The organism is Hydrogenophaga sp. LT287 (genome assembly GCF_055702805.1).
Window position 1 is genome coordinate 1 of record NZ_JBVPZC010000022.1, and the last position, 14878, is coordinate 14878.

The window sequence follows — 14878 nt, forward strand, 5'->3', positions numbered from 1 at the left end:
GGAAACTCTGCAAAACCACCCCAGCGGCATGGCAGATGTAAGCCCAGCGCGGCACACTCGGGCACCATGAAACAAAGCAGCTTTGACTTGAACCTGAGCACGCGCAAGACCCGCAAGCAGGTGTTTTTGCAGCAGATGGAAACCGTGGTTCCATGGGCTGCCCTGGTCGAGCTGATAGCCCCGTATTACAGCGAAGGGCGCAATGGTCGCCCACCCTTTGCGCTGGAGACGATGCTGCGAGTGCACTTCATGCAGCAGTGGTTCAGTCTGTCAGACCCGGCCATGGAGGAAGCCTTCTTCGACACACCGCTTTACCGCGAATTCGCTCAGCTCGATACCTTTGGCCGACTGCCCGACGAGAGCACCATTCTTCGGTTCCGCCACAGGCTGGAGAAACACAAGCTGGCCGATCAGATCCTGGCCACCGTCAACGAACTGCTGCAGCAGCGCGGCTTGCTGCTCAAGGCCGGCACCGCTGTAGATGCCACCCTCATCGCCGCGCCCAGCTCCACCAAGAACAAAGACAAAGCGCGAGACCCCGAGATGCACTCGAGCCAAAAGGGCAACGAGTGGCACTTTGGCATGAAAGCCCACATAGGCGTGGATGCCGACTCGGGCTTGGTGCACACCGTGCGAGGCACCTCGGGCAACGTAGCCGATGTCACCGAGGGCAACAGCCTGCTGCATGGTCAAGAGACGGACGTGTTCGGTGACGCGGGCTACCAAGGCGCAGACAAGCGCCCCGATGCAAAAGCCAGCCACAAATGGCATGTGGCCATGCGCCCAGGCAAGCGCAAGAAGCTGGACAAAGACAGCAACTCGAGGGATGCGCTGATCGACAAAGTCGAGAAGATCAAGGCCGGGATTCGCGCCAAGGTGGAGCACCCGTTTCGGGTGATCAAGCGCCAGTTTGGCTTCACGAAGGTGCGATATCGGGGTCTGAAGAAGAACACCTTGCAGATCAAGACGCTGTTTGCGTTGTCCAACTTGTGGATGGCCCGTCACAAACTGATCGGAGCACAGGCGTGAGTGCGACCGAAACCGGGTCAGTGGCCCTCAGGCGGCCCCAAATGGGGCAAACCGGATACGAATTCCAACCCAAACTGTGCCGGATCGCGCGAAAGCTCATCGGACGAAACTCCGTCAGGCACGTAACACGCTGGCTGGTGGGTTTTTCAGAGCATCCCTAACACGAAAAGAAACCGCGCCAACCTCAGTCGATTTGGGCCGCTTTTTTCCAGGCGGCTTGGGCAGCGGTTTCGTCACCGCGCTCCAACGCCAGTTCGGCGAGCGCACACCAGGTGCGGCGCAACAGGGTGGGTTCTTGGAGACTGTGACTGGCTTGGCCCAGCAACTGGGCCGCCTTGCCCCAGAGTTGGCGCTGCATGCACGCCTGGCCGGACAAGTATTGCAAAAACGGGTTGTTGGGCAGCTGGCGCTGGGCTTGCTCAACCCGAGCCAGCCAGGCCGCGTCCAATTGCGGCAAACCAGGTTCCAGAGCCTGCACACACTGGCGCTGCTGTACAAGGTCCAGCGAACCAAACGTTTGCCACAGCGGCTCCAGCCAGGTGCGGACCAGCGCAGCTGCGGCCAAGCGATCCGCGGCGTCGCCACCCTGGGCCGCCAACCCGTTGGCACGCTGTGCTGCCGCCAAGGCCAGCTCGGGCATGGCGCGTTCGGTGCTGTCGAGCTTGAGCCACACCGCTTGCAGCTGCTGCAAATCGTGCGCCTGACCCAGCGCGTCCAAAGCCAGCCCGCGCACGACACTGCGGGCGACCGAGGGTGAAAAAGCCCGGTGCTTGGCCAGCACCCGGGCCGTTTCCAGGGCTTCGGCGGTGGCACCGCCCAGCCGGGCAATGCGCAACTTCAGGCGCAGGGTCTGGATGCGGCGAGCGGCGCCCTGCGGCAAATCGGCCAGCCGGCTGCGGGCGGCGTCAACGTCGCGGTCTTCCACCGCCCAGCGCACCGCACGCAACAAAGCGCCTTCGTAGGCTTCGGGTGCGGTTTTCAGCAGCTGGGGCGACAAGGCCGCCTGCAGGTGCTCGTCACGGCGATCCTTGTTTTGCAGCGCCTGGGCGCTTTCCGCCAGCAGCAGGTGCGCCAGCAGCTGAAGCTGATCGCGGCGGGGCCACTGCGCCACCGCTGAGGACTTCAGCTGGTCCAGCGCATGCTGGGCCGCTGACTGGGCGCGCACAAACCGACCCGACAACTGGTGCGACAACGCGTCCATGACGGCGCCGACCACCGCGCGCTCCACCTGCTGCCCCCGCCAGCGCTGGGCCTGTGCCGGCAGTTCGCGCAGCACCGCAATGGCCCGCAGCGCCAGGTGCAGCAGTACAAAGACGGCGATGAGCGCAAACACCACGAAGTTGAACGAAACGTCGAACCGGTAGGGCGGCCAGAACAGGGTGAGTGTGGCCGGGTTGCGTCCCACCAACAGCGCCAGGGCAACGGCCAGCGCCGCCAGCCCCAGCAACCAGAACACGCTGCGCATGGCGCCGCGCTGCAGGCTGCGCATCAGCGACCTCCCGCCGCAGCCGCCAACGCGGCCAAGGTTTCGTCCGGACGGGGCAGGTTGTTGTCCACCAAGTCTTTGCGCAGGCCAGCCAGCACGCTCTGCGCACTGCTCACCGTGGGCGAGGTGGTGTCAAAGTAGCGCCCCAGCGCCTGCTCAACCGCAGTCACATCGGCCTGGCTGGACACCATGTGGCGCGCCAGCAAGCCCAGACGGGCATTGAGCAATTTGAGCTTGATGTTTTCACGCAGGAAAAACGCCTGCTCAGGCGCCAGCAGGGCCGCCTCGGGACGGTCGATGCGGCTGACCCGCACCAACTCACGCCCGCTGCGTGTCACGTCGGCCCAGATGCGGTCCCACACACCCTGCCACCCGGCAGCCACGCGGCTCCAGCCCTGGCTCAAACCGCTGTCGGCAGAGGCCGGGGTCACCACCTGGGCATCGGTCACACCCACCGGGACGCTGCTGGCCAAGGGCGCCGCGACGGTCTCAACAGCCGTCTGGGCTGAGGCTTCGGCGGGAGGCGCCTGAACGGCTTGCGGCGACGCAACGGCAGCCACCGGGCCAACAGCCGGCCCCACGGCATTGAGCACCGGCCAGTCATCCACCTGGCGGGCCAGTTCGTCCAGCCGCAAGGCCAGCGCCGGAATATCGGCCAAGGCGGCCGCCTGGATGCGGTCAATGTCGCGGGCAATGGCGCGTTGCACCGGGTTCAACCGGGGTTGCGCAGCGCGGGCAATGCGTTGATCGGCCGCCTGCAATGCCGACACGAGGGGTTGAGCGCTGCCCGTGAGCTGCGCCTGCTGCAGAGCCAGACGCAAGGCCGACTCCATATCCTCCACCAGGTTGTCGTCGCGAGAGCGGGACAGGGTGAGCATCAGCTCCTCAAGCTGGCTGCGTTGCAGACTCACCTCAGAAAGCCGCACCTCGGCCACCGTCAGGCGGGCTTGCAGCTCTTGCGACAACGCTTCGGCCTGCCCGGCAAGGGTGCGCGCTTCCAAGGCCTGTGTGGCGCTGTCCTGGCTGCGGCGGGCCATCTCTTGCTGCGTCAGGCTGAGCTTTTGCCACAACAGGCCGCTCATGATCAGAGCCAACACCGCCACCACGAGACCAAGCAGCAGCAACCAAGTGCCCGAGCGTGATCTGGCAGAAGGCAGCGCAACACCGGCTGCGCTGGCAGCGGGCGGTGTGGTGACGGGTATATCGGGTGTGGTTTGACTCATGGGCGGCTCCAGTTCGATTCTAGAGCGCGCAGCACGTCGGGCAGCGCTGGCCGTGTTTCCACCACCGAAGCGAAACCGGCGGCTCGGGCCGTGGCCGCTATGCGGGGGTGGGTGGCCAGGGCGCTGGCCTGCGTCCAGTTGACATGGGGTGCCATGCTGCGCAGGTGCGCCAGGGCCTCTGAGCTGCTGAACAACCACACGCTGCCAGGCGCTGATGCAGCGCTTAGCCGGGCCTGCAAAGCGGGCGTGACCACAGGTGCACGGCGCTCGTAGGCCACACAGGCGTCCACCTGCGCGCCGGCGGACCGGCATTGCCGAATCAACCAGTCTCGCCCATGGCCTGCGAGCGCCTGCCCAGCGGGTGCGCTGGGATGCGTTGTAACAGCGTCCAGCGAAGCGCCGCGCACGATCAAGACGCGCAAGCCTGGCCGCAACTGGGATGCCACCACCGGCCACAAGCTCTCGGAGTCGAACTGGGCAGCGTCGGACGCAGGCGCGTCGATGAGCTCAGGACCCAGCCCCCGGGCAGCCAGCGCCAGCGCCAGCGCACGCGCCGTGCCGGGGCCCGGCGCCCAGAAGCGGGTACGAAACAGCCCGCCCTGCGGCGCCTGCACCGCGTCTGAAAAAAAGTGCTGCACCGCCGCCGCGCTGACGAACATGATGGCGTCGGCTTCCAGCCAGTGCGCCCGTGCCTGCGCAAGCCGCTCGCGCACCGCAGCCTCGGCCGGCTCGGCAATCGTGATCAAAGGCAGGGCCTGCGCTGGCCAGCCTTCTGCCAGCAACGCCTGCACCCAGGTGGCGGCTTCAGCCTCGGGCCGGGTGAGGATCACGCGCTGCGCGGGGGCCAGCGGATGTGGCTCAGGCACTGCCACGGGGTCTGCTGCCAAGGTCAGCTCTCTGCCGCGGCCACCGGCGGCTGGGCACCGGCAGCCCGCAGCGCATCGGCCACGCGCTGGCCCAAGGCTTCTGCCTGCGCCAGGTCTTGCACCACCGCCTGCTGGCTCACCCGCACCACACGTTGCTGGCCTTCGGGGTCGCCCCAGGCCGCGTCCAGCTGCAGGCGGCTGGCATCGGCCGCGTCCCAATGCGCATAAGCGGCCAGCGGCATCGAGCAACTGCCGCCCATGGCGCGCGACACGGTGCGCTCAGCCGCCACGCGGTGCCAGGTGGGCAGGTGCACCAGTGGTGCCAAGGCGGCCACCAGATCGGCGCGGTCTGACCGCACCTCGATGCCCAGCGCGCCCTGCCCTGCGGCCGGCAACGACTCAACCGGCTCAAAAATATGGCGGATACGCTCGGCCAGCCCCAGGCGCTTGAGCCCTGCGGCAGCCAGCACGATGGCGTGGTACTGCCCTTCGTCCAGCTTGCGCAGCCGGGTGTCCAGGTTGCCACGCAGCGGTTCAATGCGCACATCGGTGCGGCCCAGCGCGTCCAGCGCCTCGCGCAACAGCACCAGGCGGCGCAGGCTCGACGTGCCCACCACGGCGCCTGCTGGCAGCTCGGCCAGCGTGGCGCACACCGGCGACACCCAGGCGTCGCGCGGGTCTTCGCGCTCCATCACACAGGCCAGCGCAAAGCCTTCGGGCAAATCCATCGGCACGTCTTTCAACGAATGCACCGCGATATCGGCGCGGCCCTCTTCCAGCGCCACTTCCAGCTCTTTCACAAACAAACCTTTTCCGCCCACCTTGGATAGGCTGCGGTCCAGGATCTGATCACCCTTGGTCGTCATGCCCAGCAATTGAACGCTGTGACCCAGCCGCTCCAGCAGCGCCTTGACGTGTTCGGCCTGCCACAGCGCCAGGCGGCTTTCGCGGGTGGCGATGGTGATGGACAGGGCTGGGGGGGTGTTTGAAAGTGACACGTTGAAAGATCAAAAAAAGATCAAAGCCAAAGGGGTGTTTTCGTACCTGATTGGTAACAAAAAGAGCAACTTTGAATGCTAGCATGCCCCCTGCCCAAAAAATCAGCACCACCCGAGCACGCCATGAGCCGACCGTCTGCCCGCACCGTCCCGTCCACCAACCCGTCACGGACCCGCGCGCGCAGCAGCACCGCCAAGCCCGCCATTCGGCCAGACAAAGAGCAACCGCTGATCGACGACATTCGCTTGCTCGGGCGCATTTTGGGGGACGTGATCCGCGAACAGGAAGGCCAGGCAGCCTTTGACCTGATCGAGCAGATTCGCCAGCTGTCGGTGGCGTTTCGGCGCCACGCCGACCAGTCGGCCGACAAGGCCCTGAAAAAGCTGCTCAAGGGGCTCAGCGGTGACCAGACGGTGAGCGTCATCCGCGCCTTCACCTATTTCAGCCACCTGGCCAATTTGGCCGAAGACCGCCACCACATCCGCCGCCGCGCGGTGCACGAGCGCGCAGGCGATCTGCAAGAAGGCAGCTTGGCCATGACGCTGCAGCGCCTGAAAAAGGCAGGTGTTGCACCGGCCGAGGTGTTGACAACGCTGGAGCACAGCCACATCTCGCCAGTGCTTACGGCCCACCCGACCGAGGTGCAGCGCAAAAGTATTCTGGATGCCGAGCGCGCCATCGCCCACCTGCTGGCCGAGCGCGACACGCAACAACAACCGCTACCGCGTGAAGAGGCCGAACTGGAAGCGCAGCTGCGCGCCCGCGTGACGCAACTCTGGCAAACCCGCCTGCTGCGCTTCACCAAGCTCACCGTGGCTGACGAGATTGAAAACGCGCTGAGCTACTACGAAGCCACCTTTCTGTCGCAAATTCCCAAGCTCTACCGCGAGCTGGAAGAAGGCCTGAGCGAGCCTGGCTCCGCCATTGCGCCGGTGGCCACGTTTTTGCGCATGGGCCAATGGATTGGCGGTGACCGCGACGGCAACCCCAACGTCACTGCACAGACCCTGGAACTGGCGCTGCAAAGCCAGGCTGAGATGGTGCTGCGCCACCACCTGCGGCAGTTGCACTTGCTGGGCGCCGAGCTGTCGGTGTCGGCCATGCTGGCCAGCGTGAGCCCGGCCATGCAGGCGCTGGCCGAGCGCTCCCCCGACACCAACGCGCACCGCCAGGACGAACCCTACCGACGCGCACTCACCGGCATGTACGCCCGCCTGGCCGCCACGCTGCACACCCTCACCGGCGGTGAAGCGGCTCGCCACGCCGTGGCGCCCCAAGACCCATACGCCCAAGCGACCGACCTGCTGGCCGACCTGCGCACCATCGAAGCCTCGCTGGTGGCGCACCACGGCGCAGCGCTGGCGCGCGCACGCTTGCAGCCGCTGATCCGAGCGGTCGAGGTGTTTGGCTTTCACCTGGCCACCATCGACCTGCGCCAAAGCTCGGACAAACACGTAGAGGTTGTGGCCGAGCTGCTGGCCACCGCTCGTATTGAAGCCCAGTACAGCGCCCTGGACGAAATGGGCAAGCGCGCCGTGCTGCTGCGCCAGCTCAACGACGCCCGCCCCCTGCGGGTGCCCGGCGCAGCCTATTCGGCGCACACGCTGGACGAGCTGGCCATTTTTGACAACGCCCGCAGTGGGCGCGAGCGCTTCGGGGCGCACGCCATTCGCCACGCCATCATCAGCCACACCGAAACGGTGAGCGACCTGCTGGAGGTGCTGCTGCTTCAAAAAGAAACGGGCCTGATGCATGGCCTGCTGCAAGAAGACGCCCGCTGCGACCTGATCGTTGTGCCCCTGTTTGAAACCATTGAAGACCTGCGCAACGCCGCGCCCATCATGCGCGACTACTACGCCCTGCCCGGCGTGCGCGCCATGGTGCAGCGCGGGCAAGCCACGGGCTACAGTGAGCAAGACATCATGCTCGGCTATTCAGACAGCAACAAAGACGGCGGCATTTTCACCAGCAACTGGGAGCTCTACCGCGCCGAAATTGCGCTGGTGGAGCTGTTTGATGCGATGAACGCAGAAGGTGAGGACAGCGAAGGCCACAGTTTCGCCGCCGGGCCGCCCCAACGCAAAACAGCCCCCTCGGGGGGCAGCGGACCTCGCGCAGCGGGGCAGCGTGGGGGTCACATCCAGTTGCGCATGTTCCACGGCCGGGGCGGCACCGTGGGCCGGGGCGGCGGCCCCAGCTACCAGGCCATCCTGGCGCAGCCACCAGGCACCGTGCGCGGGCAGATACGCCTGACTGAGCAGGGCGAGGTGATCGGCTCGAAATACGCCAACCCCGAAATTGGCCGGCGCAACCTGGAAACCCTGGTGGCCGCTACGCTCGAAGCCACCCTGCTGCAACCCACGCGCAATGCGCCGGCGGCGTTTCTCGCAGCAGCCGATGCGCTGTCTGCGCAGAGCATGGCCTCTTACCGGGCGCTGGTGTACGACACCCCTCGCTTTGCCGAGTACTTTTTTGCGGCCACACCCATCCGCGAGATTGCCGAACTCAACATTGGCTCGCGTCCGGCCTCACGCAAGGCCACCCAAAAAATTGAAGACCTGCGCGCCATTCCCTGGGGTTTCAGTTGGGGCCAGTGCCGCCTCACGCTGCCGGGCTGGTACGGGTTTGGCTCGGCAGTGCACGCCTTTTTGCACCGCGACGGCGAAGCCGGTGTGGCCCAACAAACGGCCCTGCTACAAAAGATGGTGAAACAGTGGCCCTTCTTCAGCACGCTGCTGTCCAACATGGACATGGTGCTGGCCAAGAGCGACTTGGCACTGGCCACGCGCTACGCCGAACTGGTGGAAGACAAGCGCCTGCGCACCAAGGTGTTCAGCGCCATTGAAGCCGAATGGCACCGCACCACCGAAGCGCTGGCGCTCATCACGGGCGAAGAACAGCGCTTGGTCAACAACGCTGCGCTACAGCGCTCCATTCGCCACCGCTTCCCCTATATCGACCCGCTGCACCACCTGCAGGTGGAGCTGGTGCGCCGATACCGCGCCGGCGAAAACCAGGCCGACCGCGATGAAAAGGTACGCCGAGGCATCCACATTTCCATCAACGGCATTGCGGCCGGGCTGCGCAATACCGGGTAGCCACCCGCGCGGAATGTCCCCGCGCCGCCTGCGGCCTGGCAAAGCCGCGTTCCGCGGCGCTTTGACCGGGAGTCACTTCGGCTCCCGAGGGGTTTACGGGCGCTTTCGTTGCCAGAGATTCGTCAAACCTACAATGACCGTGTGACCCACATACTCAACGCCGATCTCCACTGCCACTCCATCGTGTCCGACGGCACGCTCACGCCAGAGGCGCTGGCGCAGCGCGCCAAAGCCAACGGCGTGGACCTGTGGGCCCTGACCGACCACGACGAAATTGGCGGCCAAGCCCGGGCCATGGAAGCCGCCCGCGCAGTGGGCCTGCGCTACCTCACCGGCACAGAAATTTCCGTCACATTTGCCGGCATCACGGTGCACATCGTGGGCTTGGGCATGGACACCACCCACCCGGCCCTGGTGCAAGGTCTGCACGCCACCCGCGGCGGGCGCGAGCAGCGCGCCCGCGCCATGAGCGACGATCTGGCGCGCGTGGGCATTCCGGGCGTGTACGAAGGCGCGCTGAAATACGTGGACAACCCCGAGCTCATTTCGCGTACCCACTTCGCGCGCTACCTGGTGGAAGCCGGTATTTGCCGCGACACCAACGAAGTGTTCCGCAAATACATCAACGACGGCAAGCCTGGGTTTGTGCCACACCGCTGGGCCACACTGGGCGACGCGGTGGGCTGGATCACCCAGTCGGGCGGTGTGGCGGTGATTGCGCACCCAGGGCGCTACAAGCTCTCGGCCAATGAAGAATACGCCTTGTTCACCGAGTTCAAAGCACACGGCGGCCAAGGGGTTGAGGTGGTGACCGGCGCGCATGGCGTTGCCGACTATGCGAAATACGCTGAATATTGCAAAGAATTTGGCCTGGTGGCCTCGCGCGGCAGCGACTTTCACAGCCCCGAAGAAAGCCATACCGACCTGGGCAAACTGCCCGACCTGCCGGGCAGCGTCACGCCGGTATGGGAGCTGCTTGAGTCCCGCATCCAGTGAACGGCTGAGCGCCTGAACGGGCCCACAGACGGCACGCCAGCGCGTTGGGGCAGTTGCACGCTGTGCTGGCGGTGGTGGAGCAGCGCCGGGTCCGTCGCACAATAGAGCCATGTCCCAGTTATTCGACGTTCACCCCGACAACCCCCAACCCCGTCTGCTCAAGCAAGCGGTGCAATTGCTGGAGCGCGGCGGCGTGCTGGCCGTGCCCACCGACTCCAGCTACGCGCTGGTCTGCCACCTCGATGACAAAGCCGCCGCCGACCGGCTGCGCCGCATCCGCCAGGTGGACGACAAACACCACCTGACGCTGCTGTGCCGCGACCTGAGCGAACTCGCCAGCTACGCCCGCGTGGACAACCGGCAGTACCGTCTGCTGAAGCAGGCCACACCGGGGCCCTACACCTTCATCCTGGAAGCCAGCAAAGAAGTGCCCAGACGCCTGAGCCACCCATCGCGCAAAACCATTGGCCTGCGCGTGCCCAGCCACAACGCCTTGTTGGCGCTGCTCGCGCTGCACGGCGCACCGCTGCTGGCCACCACCCTGATTCCGCCCGGCGAAACCGACCCGTTGAACGATGCGCAAGAGATCCGCGAGCGTTTCCAGCACGACCTGGCGGGTGTGATCGACGCGGGCGCCTGCGCCCTGGAACCCACCACCGTGGTCGATCTCACGCCCATGGGCAGCGGTGGCGAGCCCGAACTGATCCGGCAAGGGCAAGGTGCGCTGGCCCAGCTGGGCATGTGAGCACCACCAGCCAGCCTGTGCAGGCCAAGGCCGCGCCAGGCAGCACACCGCGCCATCTGGGACAATAGCGGTTTGCCCGACACCTCCGCCATGGACTTCGCCCAGATCGTTCAAACCATTGCCATCTACGCCATTCCCGTGCTGTTTGCCATCACGGTGCACGAGGCGGCGCATGGCTACGCGGCGCGCCACTACGGCGACAACACCGCCTACATGCTGGGGCGCATCACCCTGAATCCGATCAAACACATCGACCCGGTAGGCACCATTGCCATGCCGCTGCTGCTGTACTTTGCCACCTCGGGTGCGTTTTTGTTTGGCTACGCCAAACCGGTGCCGGTCAACTTCAACCGCCTGCGCAACCCCAAAAAAGACATGGTCTGGGTCGCCCTGGCCGGGCCAGGCGCCAACCTCGTCCAGGCCATCCTCTGGACCGTGCTGCTGTATGTGCTCGTCGCCACCGGCGTCGAAGAGCGCTTCTTCCTGCAGATGTGCCGGGCGGGCATTCTGGTCAACCTGGTCATGTTTGCTTTCAACCTGTTTCCGCTGCCACCGCTCGACGGCGGCCGCATTCTGGTTGGCCTGCTGCCCTGGAAACAGGCCGCGCTGGTCTCGCGCATTGAGCCCTGGGGGTTTTTCATCGTCATGGCGCTCGTTATCTCGGGCGTCGTGGGCAACCTCTGGCTGCGCCCGCTCATGGCGCTCACCAGCGGCGCCATTGAAGTGCTGCTCACGCCACTGCGCATGCTGATCCTTTAACCGTTGTCGATCATGAAAACCCTGCGCGTCCTCACTGGCATCACCACATCCGGCACCCCCCATCTGGGCAACTACGTGGGCGCTGTGCGCCCCACCGTGCGTGCCAGCCGCCTGTCGGAGGTAGAAAGCTTTTACTTTCTGGCCGACTACCACGCCCTGATCAAAGTGGGCGATCCCGCGCGGGTGCAGCGCTCCACGCTGGAAATTGCAGCCACCTGGCTGGCCTGCGGGCTCGACCCGGAGCAAGTCACCTTCTACCGCCAGTCCGACATCCCGGAGATTCCCGAACTCACCTGGTTGCTCACCTGCGTCACCGGCAAAGGCGTGCTCAACCGCGCGCACGCCTACAAAGCCTCGGTGGACAAGAACACAGCAGCCGGTGAAGAGCCCGACGCCGGCGTCACAGCGGGCCTGTTCATGTACCCGGTGCTCATGGCGGCTGACATTTTGATGTTCAACGCGCACCAGGTGCCGGTTGGGCGGGACCAGATCCAGCACATTGAAATGGCGCGCGACATGGCGTCCAGCTTCAACCACCTGTATGGCGAGCATTTCACGCTGCCCGAGGCTGCCATTGAAGAACACGTGGCCACCCTGCCCGGGCTCGATGGCCGCAAGATGAGCAAGAGCTACGACAACACCATCCCGCTGTTTGCACCACGCGAGCAGCTGAAAAAACTCATCATGGGCATCGTGACCGACTCGCGCGCGCCCGGCGAGCCAAAGGACACCCAAGGGTCGGCCCTGTTTCAGCTTTATCAGGCCTTTGCCTCCACGGAAGAAACCACCGCACTGGCCAAGGCCTATGCAGACGGCATTGCGTGGGGTGATGCCAAACAAGTGCTGTTTGAGCGCCTGGACACGGAAATTGCGCCCCTGCGTGCGGTGTACGACGAACTGATCCAGAACCCCGCCCAGCTGGAGAAAACCCTCAAAATGGGCGCAGAAAAAGCCCGCGCGGTGGCTACACCGTTCACGGCTCGGTTGCGCCATGCCGTCGGCTTGCGGCCACTGGACAGCCTGACCGATGCCCACAAAACAGCCAAAGCCGCGAAAGCTGCAGCACCCAGCTTCAAGCAATACCGCGAAGCCGACGGCCTGTTTTACTTCAAGCTCATGGACGCCAAGGGCCAGCTGCTCCTGCAAAGCACCGGCTTTGCCTCGCCCAAAGAAGCGGGCCAAACCATTGCGCAGCTGCAAACGAGCGGAACCAACGCCCTGGCCGAGAACCCAACTCACCTCGTCATCAAGGCAGACCTCGAAACGGTATCTTTGGCACTGCGCTACTTCAGCGAAGCCACGAACTGATTCCTTTCGACCTACCGACTGAAGCTTGGCTAAAGATCTGGACCGTTAAACCTGCAATAGACCCCTTGCACAGCACCAATTTGAAGGTTTGGCACTATCGCCAAACCCCACCATTGCCGCTATGCTCTGCCCCTTAAAACAATTACGTACACCACTGCCGTCATGAGTATTTTTGTTATTGATGATCATCCGCTGATGCGCGAAGCCGTCGTGATGCTGTTGCGCCGGCTGCGTTCATCAACTCAGGTGATCGAGCTGGAAAGACTGGCCTCTGTCAGCAAAGCCATCGCCGAACACGGCGAACCCGAACTGGTGTGCCTGGACCTGAAATTGCCCGATACCAACGGCGTGTCGGGTGTGCGCGAAGTGCGTCAAATGCTGCCCGACACCTCGTTGATCGTGCTGTCGGCCTCACCTGCATCGGACTACGAAGACCTGTCCCGCGAAGCGGGTGCTGACGCCTATGTTGAAAAATCGGCAGGCGCGGCCCAAATTGCCAAAGTGCTGCGTGAATTCTTGGCCGACGAGGTCGAAGACGAAAACGCCCCAACCATTCCAGAAAAACTGTCCAAGCGCCAGAAACAATTGCTGGTGATGCTGGACCGTGGCTTGAGCAACCGGGACATCGCCGAGCAACTGCAAATCAGCGAACACACCGTCAAAGTGCACCTGTGGCGGCTGTTCCGACGGCTCAACGTCAAGAGCCGCTCGCAGGCCAGCCACCTGGCGCGCACCGCAGGCTTGCTCGATCTCTAAACATCGGGCATGGGAGCGACCAGCCCTTGCGGTTGGTTGCTGCCCTTCTTCGCTGCGACGAAAAAGTCAGCGCAAACCCATCATGGCCGAGTTCAGCACCACGCTGCTGCCATCTGCACTTGCAGCATCTCTCTGCGTGTAAGCCGGCAACATCAAGCGAAACACGCTGCCCTGGCTGGCCACCGAATTGAGCGCGAGCTGGTAGCCCATCATGGTCGTGAGTTTGGACACAATGGTCAGCCCGAGCCCCAGGCTGTCTTCGGTGCCTTGGTGTTGAGACACCCGGAAAAATTCTTGAAAAATGGCTTGCTGGTGCTCACGGGCAATGCCGACACCCGTGTCCCAAACCTCGAACACCAACATGTCCGAGCGGTGACGCAACCCCAGCAGCACACCACCCTTTTGGGTGTGCCGCAGCGCGTTGGAAACCAGATTACCCAGAATGCGCCGCAGCACCACGGGATCTGCCCAAATGGTGGTGGGGCGGGCGTGGGTGCGCAACTTGAGCGACTTGCCCGCCGCCACGGGCTCAAACTGCAGCGCCATGTCGGCAAACAGCTGTTGCACATCCACATGCTGCAACCGGACCTTGTAGTTGCCGGCATCGATGCGGGTCAGGTCAAACAGCGAGTCAAACAGCTCGTTGATCGCCCGGGTTGACTGCAAAATGCGCGGGGCGATGTCCCGCGCCATTTCGGGCTCGGTTGCCAGCCAGTCGGCATACAGGCTCAGCGCATGCACCGGCTGGCGCAAGTCGTGGGCAGCCGACGCCAAAAAGCGGTTTTTGGTGGCCACTGCACGCAACGAGGCACGGGTTTGCTGCGTCAGCGAATCAATCAGCTCTTGGTTGGAAAACTGCAACTCAAAACTGGCGCGGTGCACCTGGTGCAAGCGCTCACCCGCAATGCGAAGCAACCACCAAAAAATCAGCAACAACAACACCAGCGAGACGAGGTGCTTCAAGCCTGTGGTGGGCACCACACCCACCAGCATCGGCGCCATCAAGCCCACCAAGACCGAGATGACCAATGCATTGGTGTAACTGCGGAACACCGGCAGGTAAGCGCTGAATGCAGTGAGAGACAACAAGCCGTGGCCCAACACCACCAGCCCACACACAAACTGCGTCTGCATACTGGCTTGCAAGTAAGTCAGCCCGATGGAAGCACCCCAAAACACCCCCACCGCGGCCCACGACCACCCGTAGCGGGCAATGAAAGCCATGCGCAGGGGCCCTTCTGTGCTGTCGTATCGCAGCCGGTAGGTACCGATCATGCGGTAGCGGAAAACCAGCACCCCCAGCAACAAAACGGTCCAGACCGTCAAAGCGATGTTGTGGACCTCTCCCGCCATCAGGTAAATCATGACCGGCAAGGCCAGCGTCGCCGAGATCAGCGAAGGCATGGCGTTGTCCATCAACACGCCAATCAACTTCGAGTCCACCCATTGGTCTCTGACCTCGGGCGACGCCGGCATGTGCTGGTGGGTGGCAGGTTGGGTGTCGACGAGCATGTTGGACCATGGATTCCGCGGTCAGGCATTGTCGCACCGGGCATGCGCTGGCGTAGCTGAAAATCCGCAGCCGCCTGCTGCTGAAATCGTGACATTGGCGA

At 64.2% G+C, this 14878-nt stretch carries 12 protein-coding genes; 7 read left to right on the top strand and 5 right to left on the bottom strand.

What is annotated here, in order from left to right; translation table 11 throughout:
- The first annotated feature begins 66 nt into the window (after nt 1–66).
- Nucleotides 67–1029 (top strand): IS5 family transposase, encoded by a 963-nt coding sequence (locus AC0GNR_RS14550; RefSeq protein ID WP_472901589.1) that lies wholly within the window; start codon nt 67–69, stop codon nt 1027–1029.
- 184 nt (nt 1030–1213) lie between these two features.
- Here the strand turns inward: AC0GNR_RS14550 and AC0GNR_RS14555 are convergent, their stop codons facing one another.
- The 4 genes from AC0GNR_RS14555 to hemC are packed head-to-tail and all read right to left on the bottom strand — an operon-like array spanning nt 1214 to nt 5602.
- Nucleotides 1214–2518, bottom strand: a complete 1305-nt coding sequence (locus tag AC0GNR_RS14555; RefSeq protein WP_472901637.1) for a heme biosynthesis HemY N-terminal domain-containing protein — start codon at nt 2516–2518, stop codon at nt 1214–1216.
- Nucleotides 2518–3738 (bottom strand): uroporphyrinogen-III C-methyltransferase, encoded by a 1221-nt coding sequence (locus tag AC0GNR_RS14560; RefSeq protein ID WP_472901638.1) that lies wholly within the window; start codon nt 3736–3738, stop codon nt 2518–2520. The genes AC0GNR_RS14555 and AC0GNR_RS14560 overlap by 1 nt, the downstream gene beginning before the upstream one ends.
- Nucleotides 3735–4625, bottom strand: coding sequence for a uroporphyrinogen-III synthase (locus AC0GNR_RS14565; RefSeq protein ID WP_472901639.1), 891 nt, complete (start codon nt 4623–4625; stop codon nt 3735–3737). The genes AC0GNR_RS14560 and AC0GNR_RS14565 overlap by 4 nt, the downstream gene beginning before the upstream one ends.
- A 2-nt stretch (nt 4626–4627) precedes the next feature.
- Entirely contained in the window at nt 4628–5602 is a 975-nt protein-coding gene (hemC, locus tag AC0GNR_RS14570) for a hydroxymethylbilane synthase (protein WP_472901640.1), read from the bottom strand.
- Nucleotides 5603–5725: 123 nt separating this feature from the next.
- Between hemC and AC0GNR_RS14575 the strand changes: the two genes are divergently transcribed.
- From AC0GNR_RS14575 to AC0GNR_RS14600, 6 genes are all read left to right on the top strand, one after another.
- The gene (locus tag AC0GNR_RS14575; RefSeq protein ID WP_472901641.1) at nt 5726–8701 is read left to right on the top strand and encodes a phosphoenolpyruvate carboxylase; all 2976 of its coding nucleotides are present in this window, start codon (nt 5726–5728) and stop codon (nt 8699–8701) included.
- 141 nt (nt 8702–8842) lie between these two features.
- The gene (locus tag AC0GNR_RS14580) at nt 8843–9697 is read left to right on the top strand and encodes a 3',5'-nucleoside bisphosphate phosphatase (RefSeq protein WP_472901642.1); all 855 of its coding nucleotides are present in this window, start codon (nt 8843–8845) and stop codon (nt 9695–9697) included.
- Nucleotides 9698–9806: 109 nt separating this feature from the next.
- Complete coding sequence (locus tag AC0GNR_RS14585) at nt 9807–10442, top strand: L-threonylcarbamoyladenylate synthase (protein ID WP_472901643.1); 636 nt, start codon at nt 9807–9809, stop codon at nt 10440–10442.
- A gap of 90 nt (nt 10443–10532) precedes the next feature.
- Nucleotides 10533–11201: a site-2 protease family protein gene (locus AC0GNR_RS14590; protein ID WP_472901684.1), complete on the top strand. Its 669-nt coding sequence runs from the start codon at nt 10533–10535 to the stop codon at nt 11199–11201.
- 12 nt (nt 11202–11213) lie between these two features.
- Entirely contained in the window at nt 11214–12509 is a 1296-nt protein-coding gene (locus tag AC0GNR_RS14595) for a tryptophan--tRNA ligase (protein ID WP_472901644.1), read from the top strand.
- Between the two features lie 162 nt (nt 12510–12671).
- Nucleotides 12672–13265 (top strand): LuxR C-terminal-related transcriptional regulator, encoded by a 594-nt coding sequence (locus tag AC0GNR_RS14600; RefSeq protein WP_439113913.1) that lies wholly within the window; start codon nt 12672–12674, stop codon nt 13263–13265.
- 66 nt (nt 13266–13331) lie between these two features.
- On the opposite strand, the gene AC0GNR_RS14605 is transcribed toward AC0GNR_RS14600, so the two are convergent.
- Nucleotides 13332–14777 carry a sensor histidine kinase gene (locus AC0GNR_RS14605; protein WP_472901645.1) on the bottom strand — a complete coding sequence of 482 codons (1446 nt, stop codon included), beginning with the start codon at nt 14775–14777 and terminating at the stop codon, nt 13332–13334.
- Between the last annotated feature and the right edge of the window lie 101 nt (nt 14778–14878).

Coding starts and splice junctions, on each gene's coding strand:
- AC0GNR_RS14550 (WP_472901589.1), top strand. CDS start 67: ATGAAACAAAGCAGCTTTGACTTGAACCTGAGCACGCGCAAGACCCGC.
- AC0GNR_RS14555 (WP_472901637.1), bottom strand. CDS start 2,518: ATGCGCAGCCTGCAGCGCGGCGCCATGCGCAGCGTGTTCTGGTTGCTG.
- AC0GNR_RS14560 (WP_472901638.1), bottom strand. CDS start 3,738: ATGAGTCAAACCACACCCGATATACCCGTCACCACACCGCCCGCTGCC.
- AC0GNR_RS14575 (WP_472901641.1), top strand. CDS start 5,726: ATGAGCCGACCGTCTGCCCGCACCGTCCCGTCCACCAACCCGTCACGG.
- AC0GNR_RS14585 (WP_472901643.1), top strand. CDS start 9,807: ATGTCCCAGTTATTCGACGTTCACCCCGACAACCCCCAACCCCGTCTG.
- AC0GNR_RS14590 (WP_472901684.1), top strand. CDS start 10,533: ATGGACTTCGCCCAGATCGTTCAAACCATTGCCATCTACGCCATTCCC.
- AC0GNR_RS14595 (WP_472901644.1), top strand. CDS start 11,214: ATGAAAACCCTGCGCGTCCTCACTGGCATCACCACATCCGGCACCCCC.
- AC0GNR_RS14600 (WP_439113913.1), top strand. CDS start 12,672: ATGAGTATTTTTGTTATTGATGATCATCCGCTGATGCGCGAAGCCGTC.
- AC0GNR_RS14605 (WP_472901645.1), bottom strand. CDS start 14,777: ATGCTCGTCGACACCCAACCTGCCACCCACCAGCACATGCCGGCGTCG.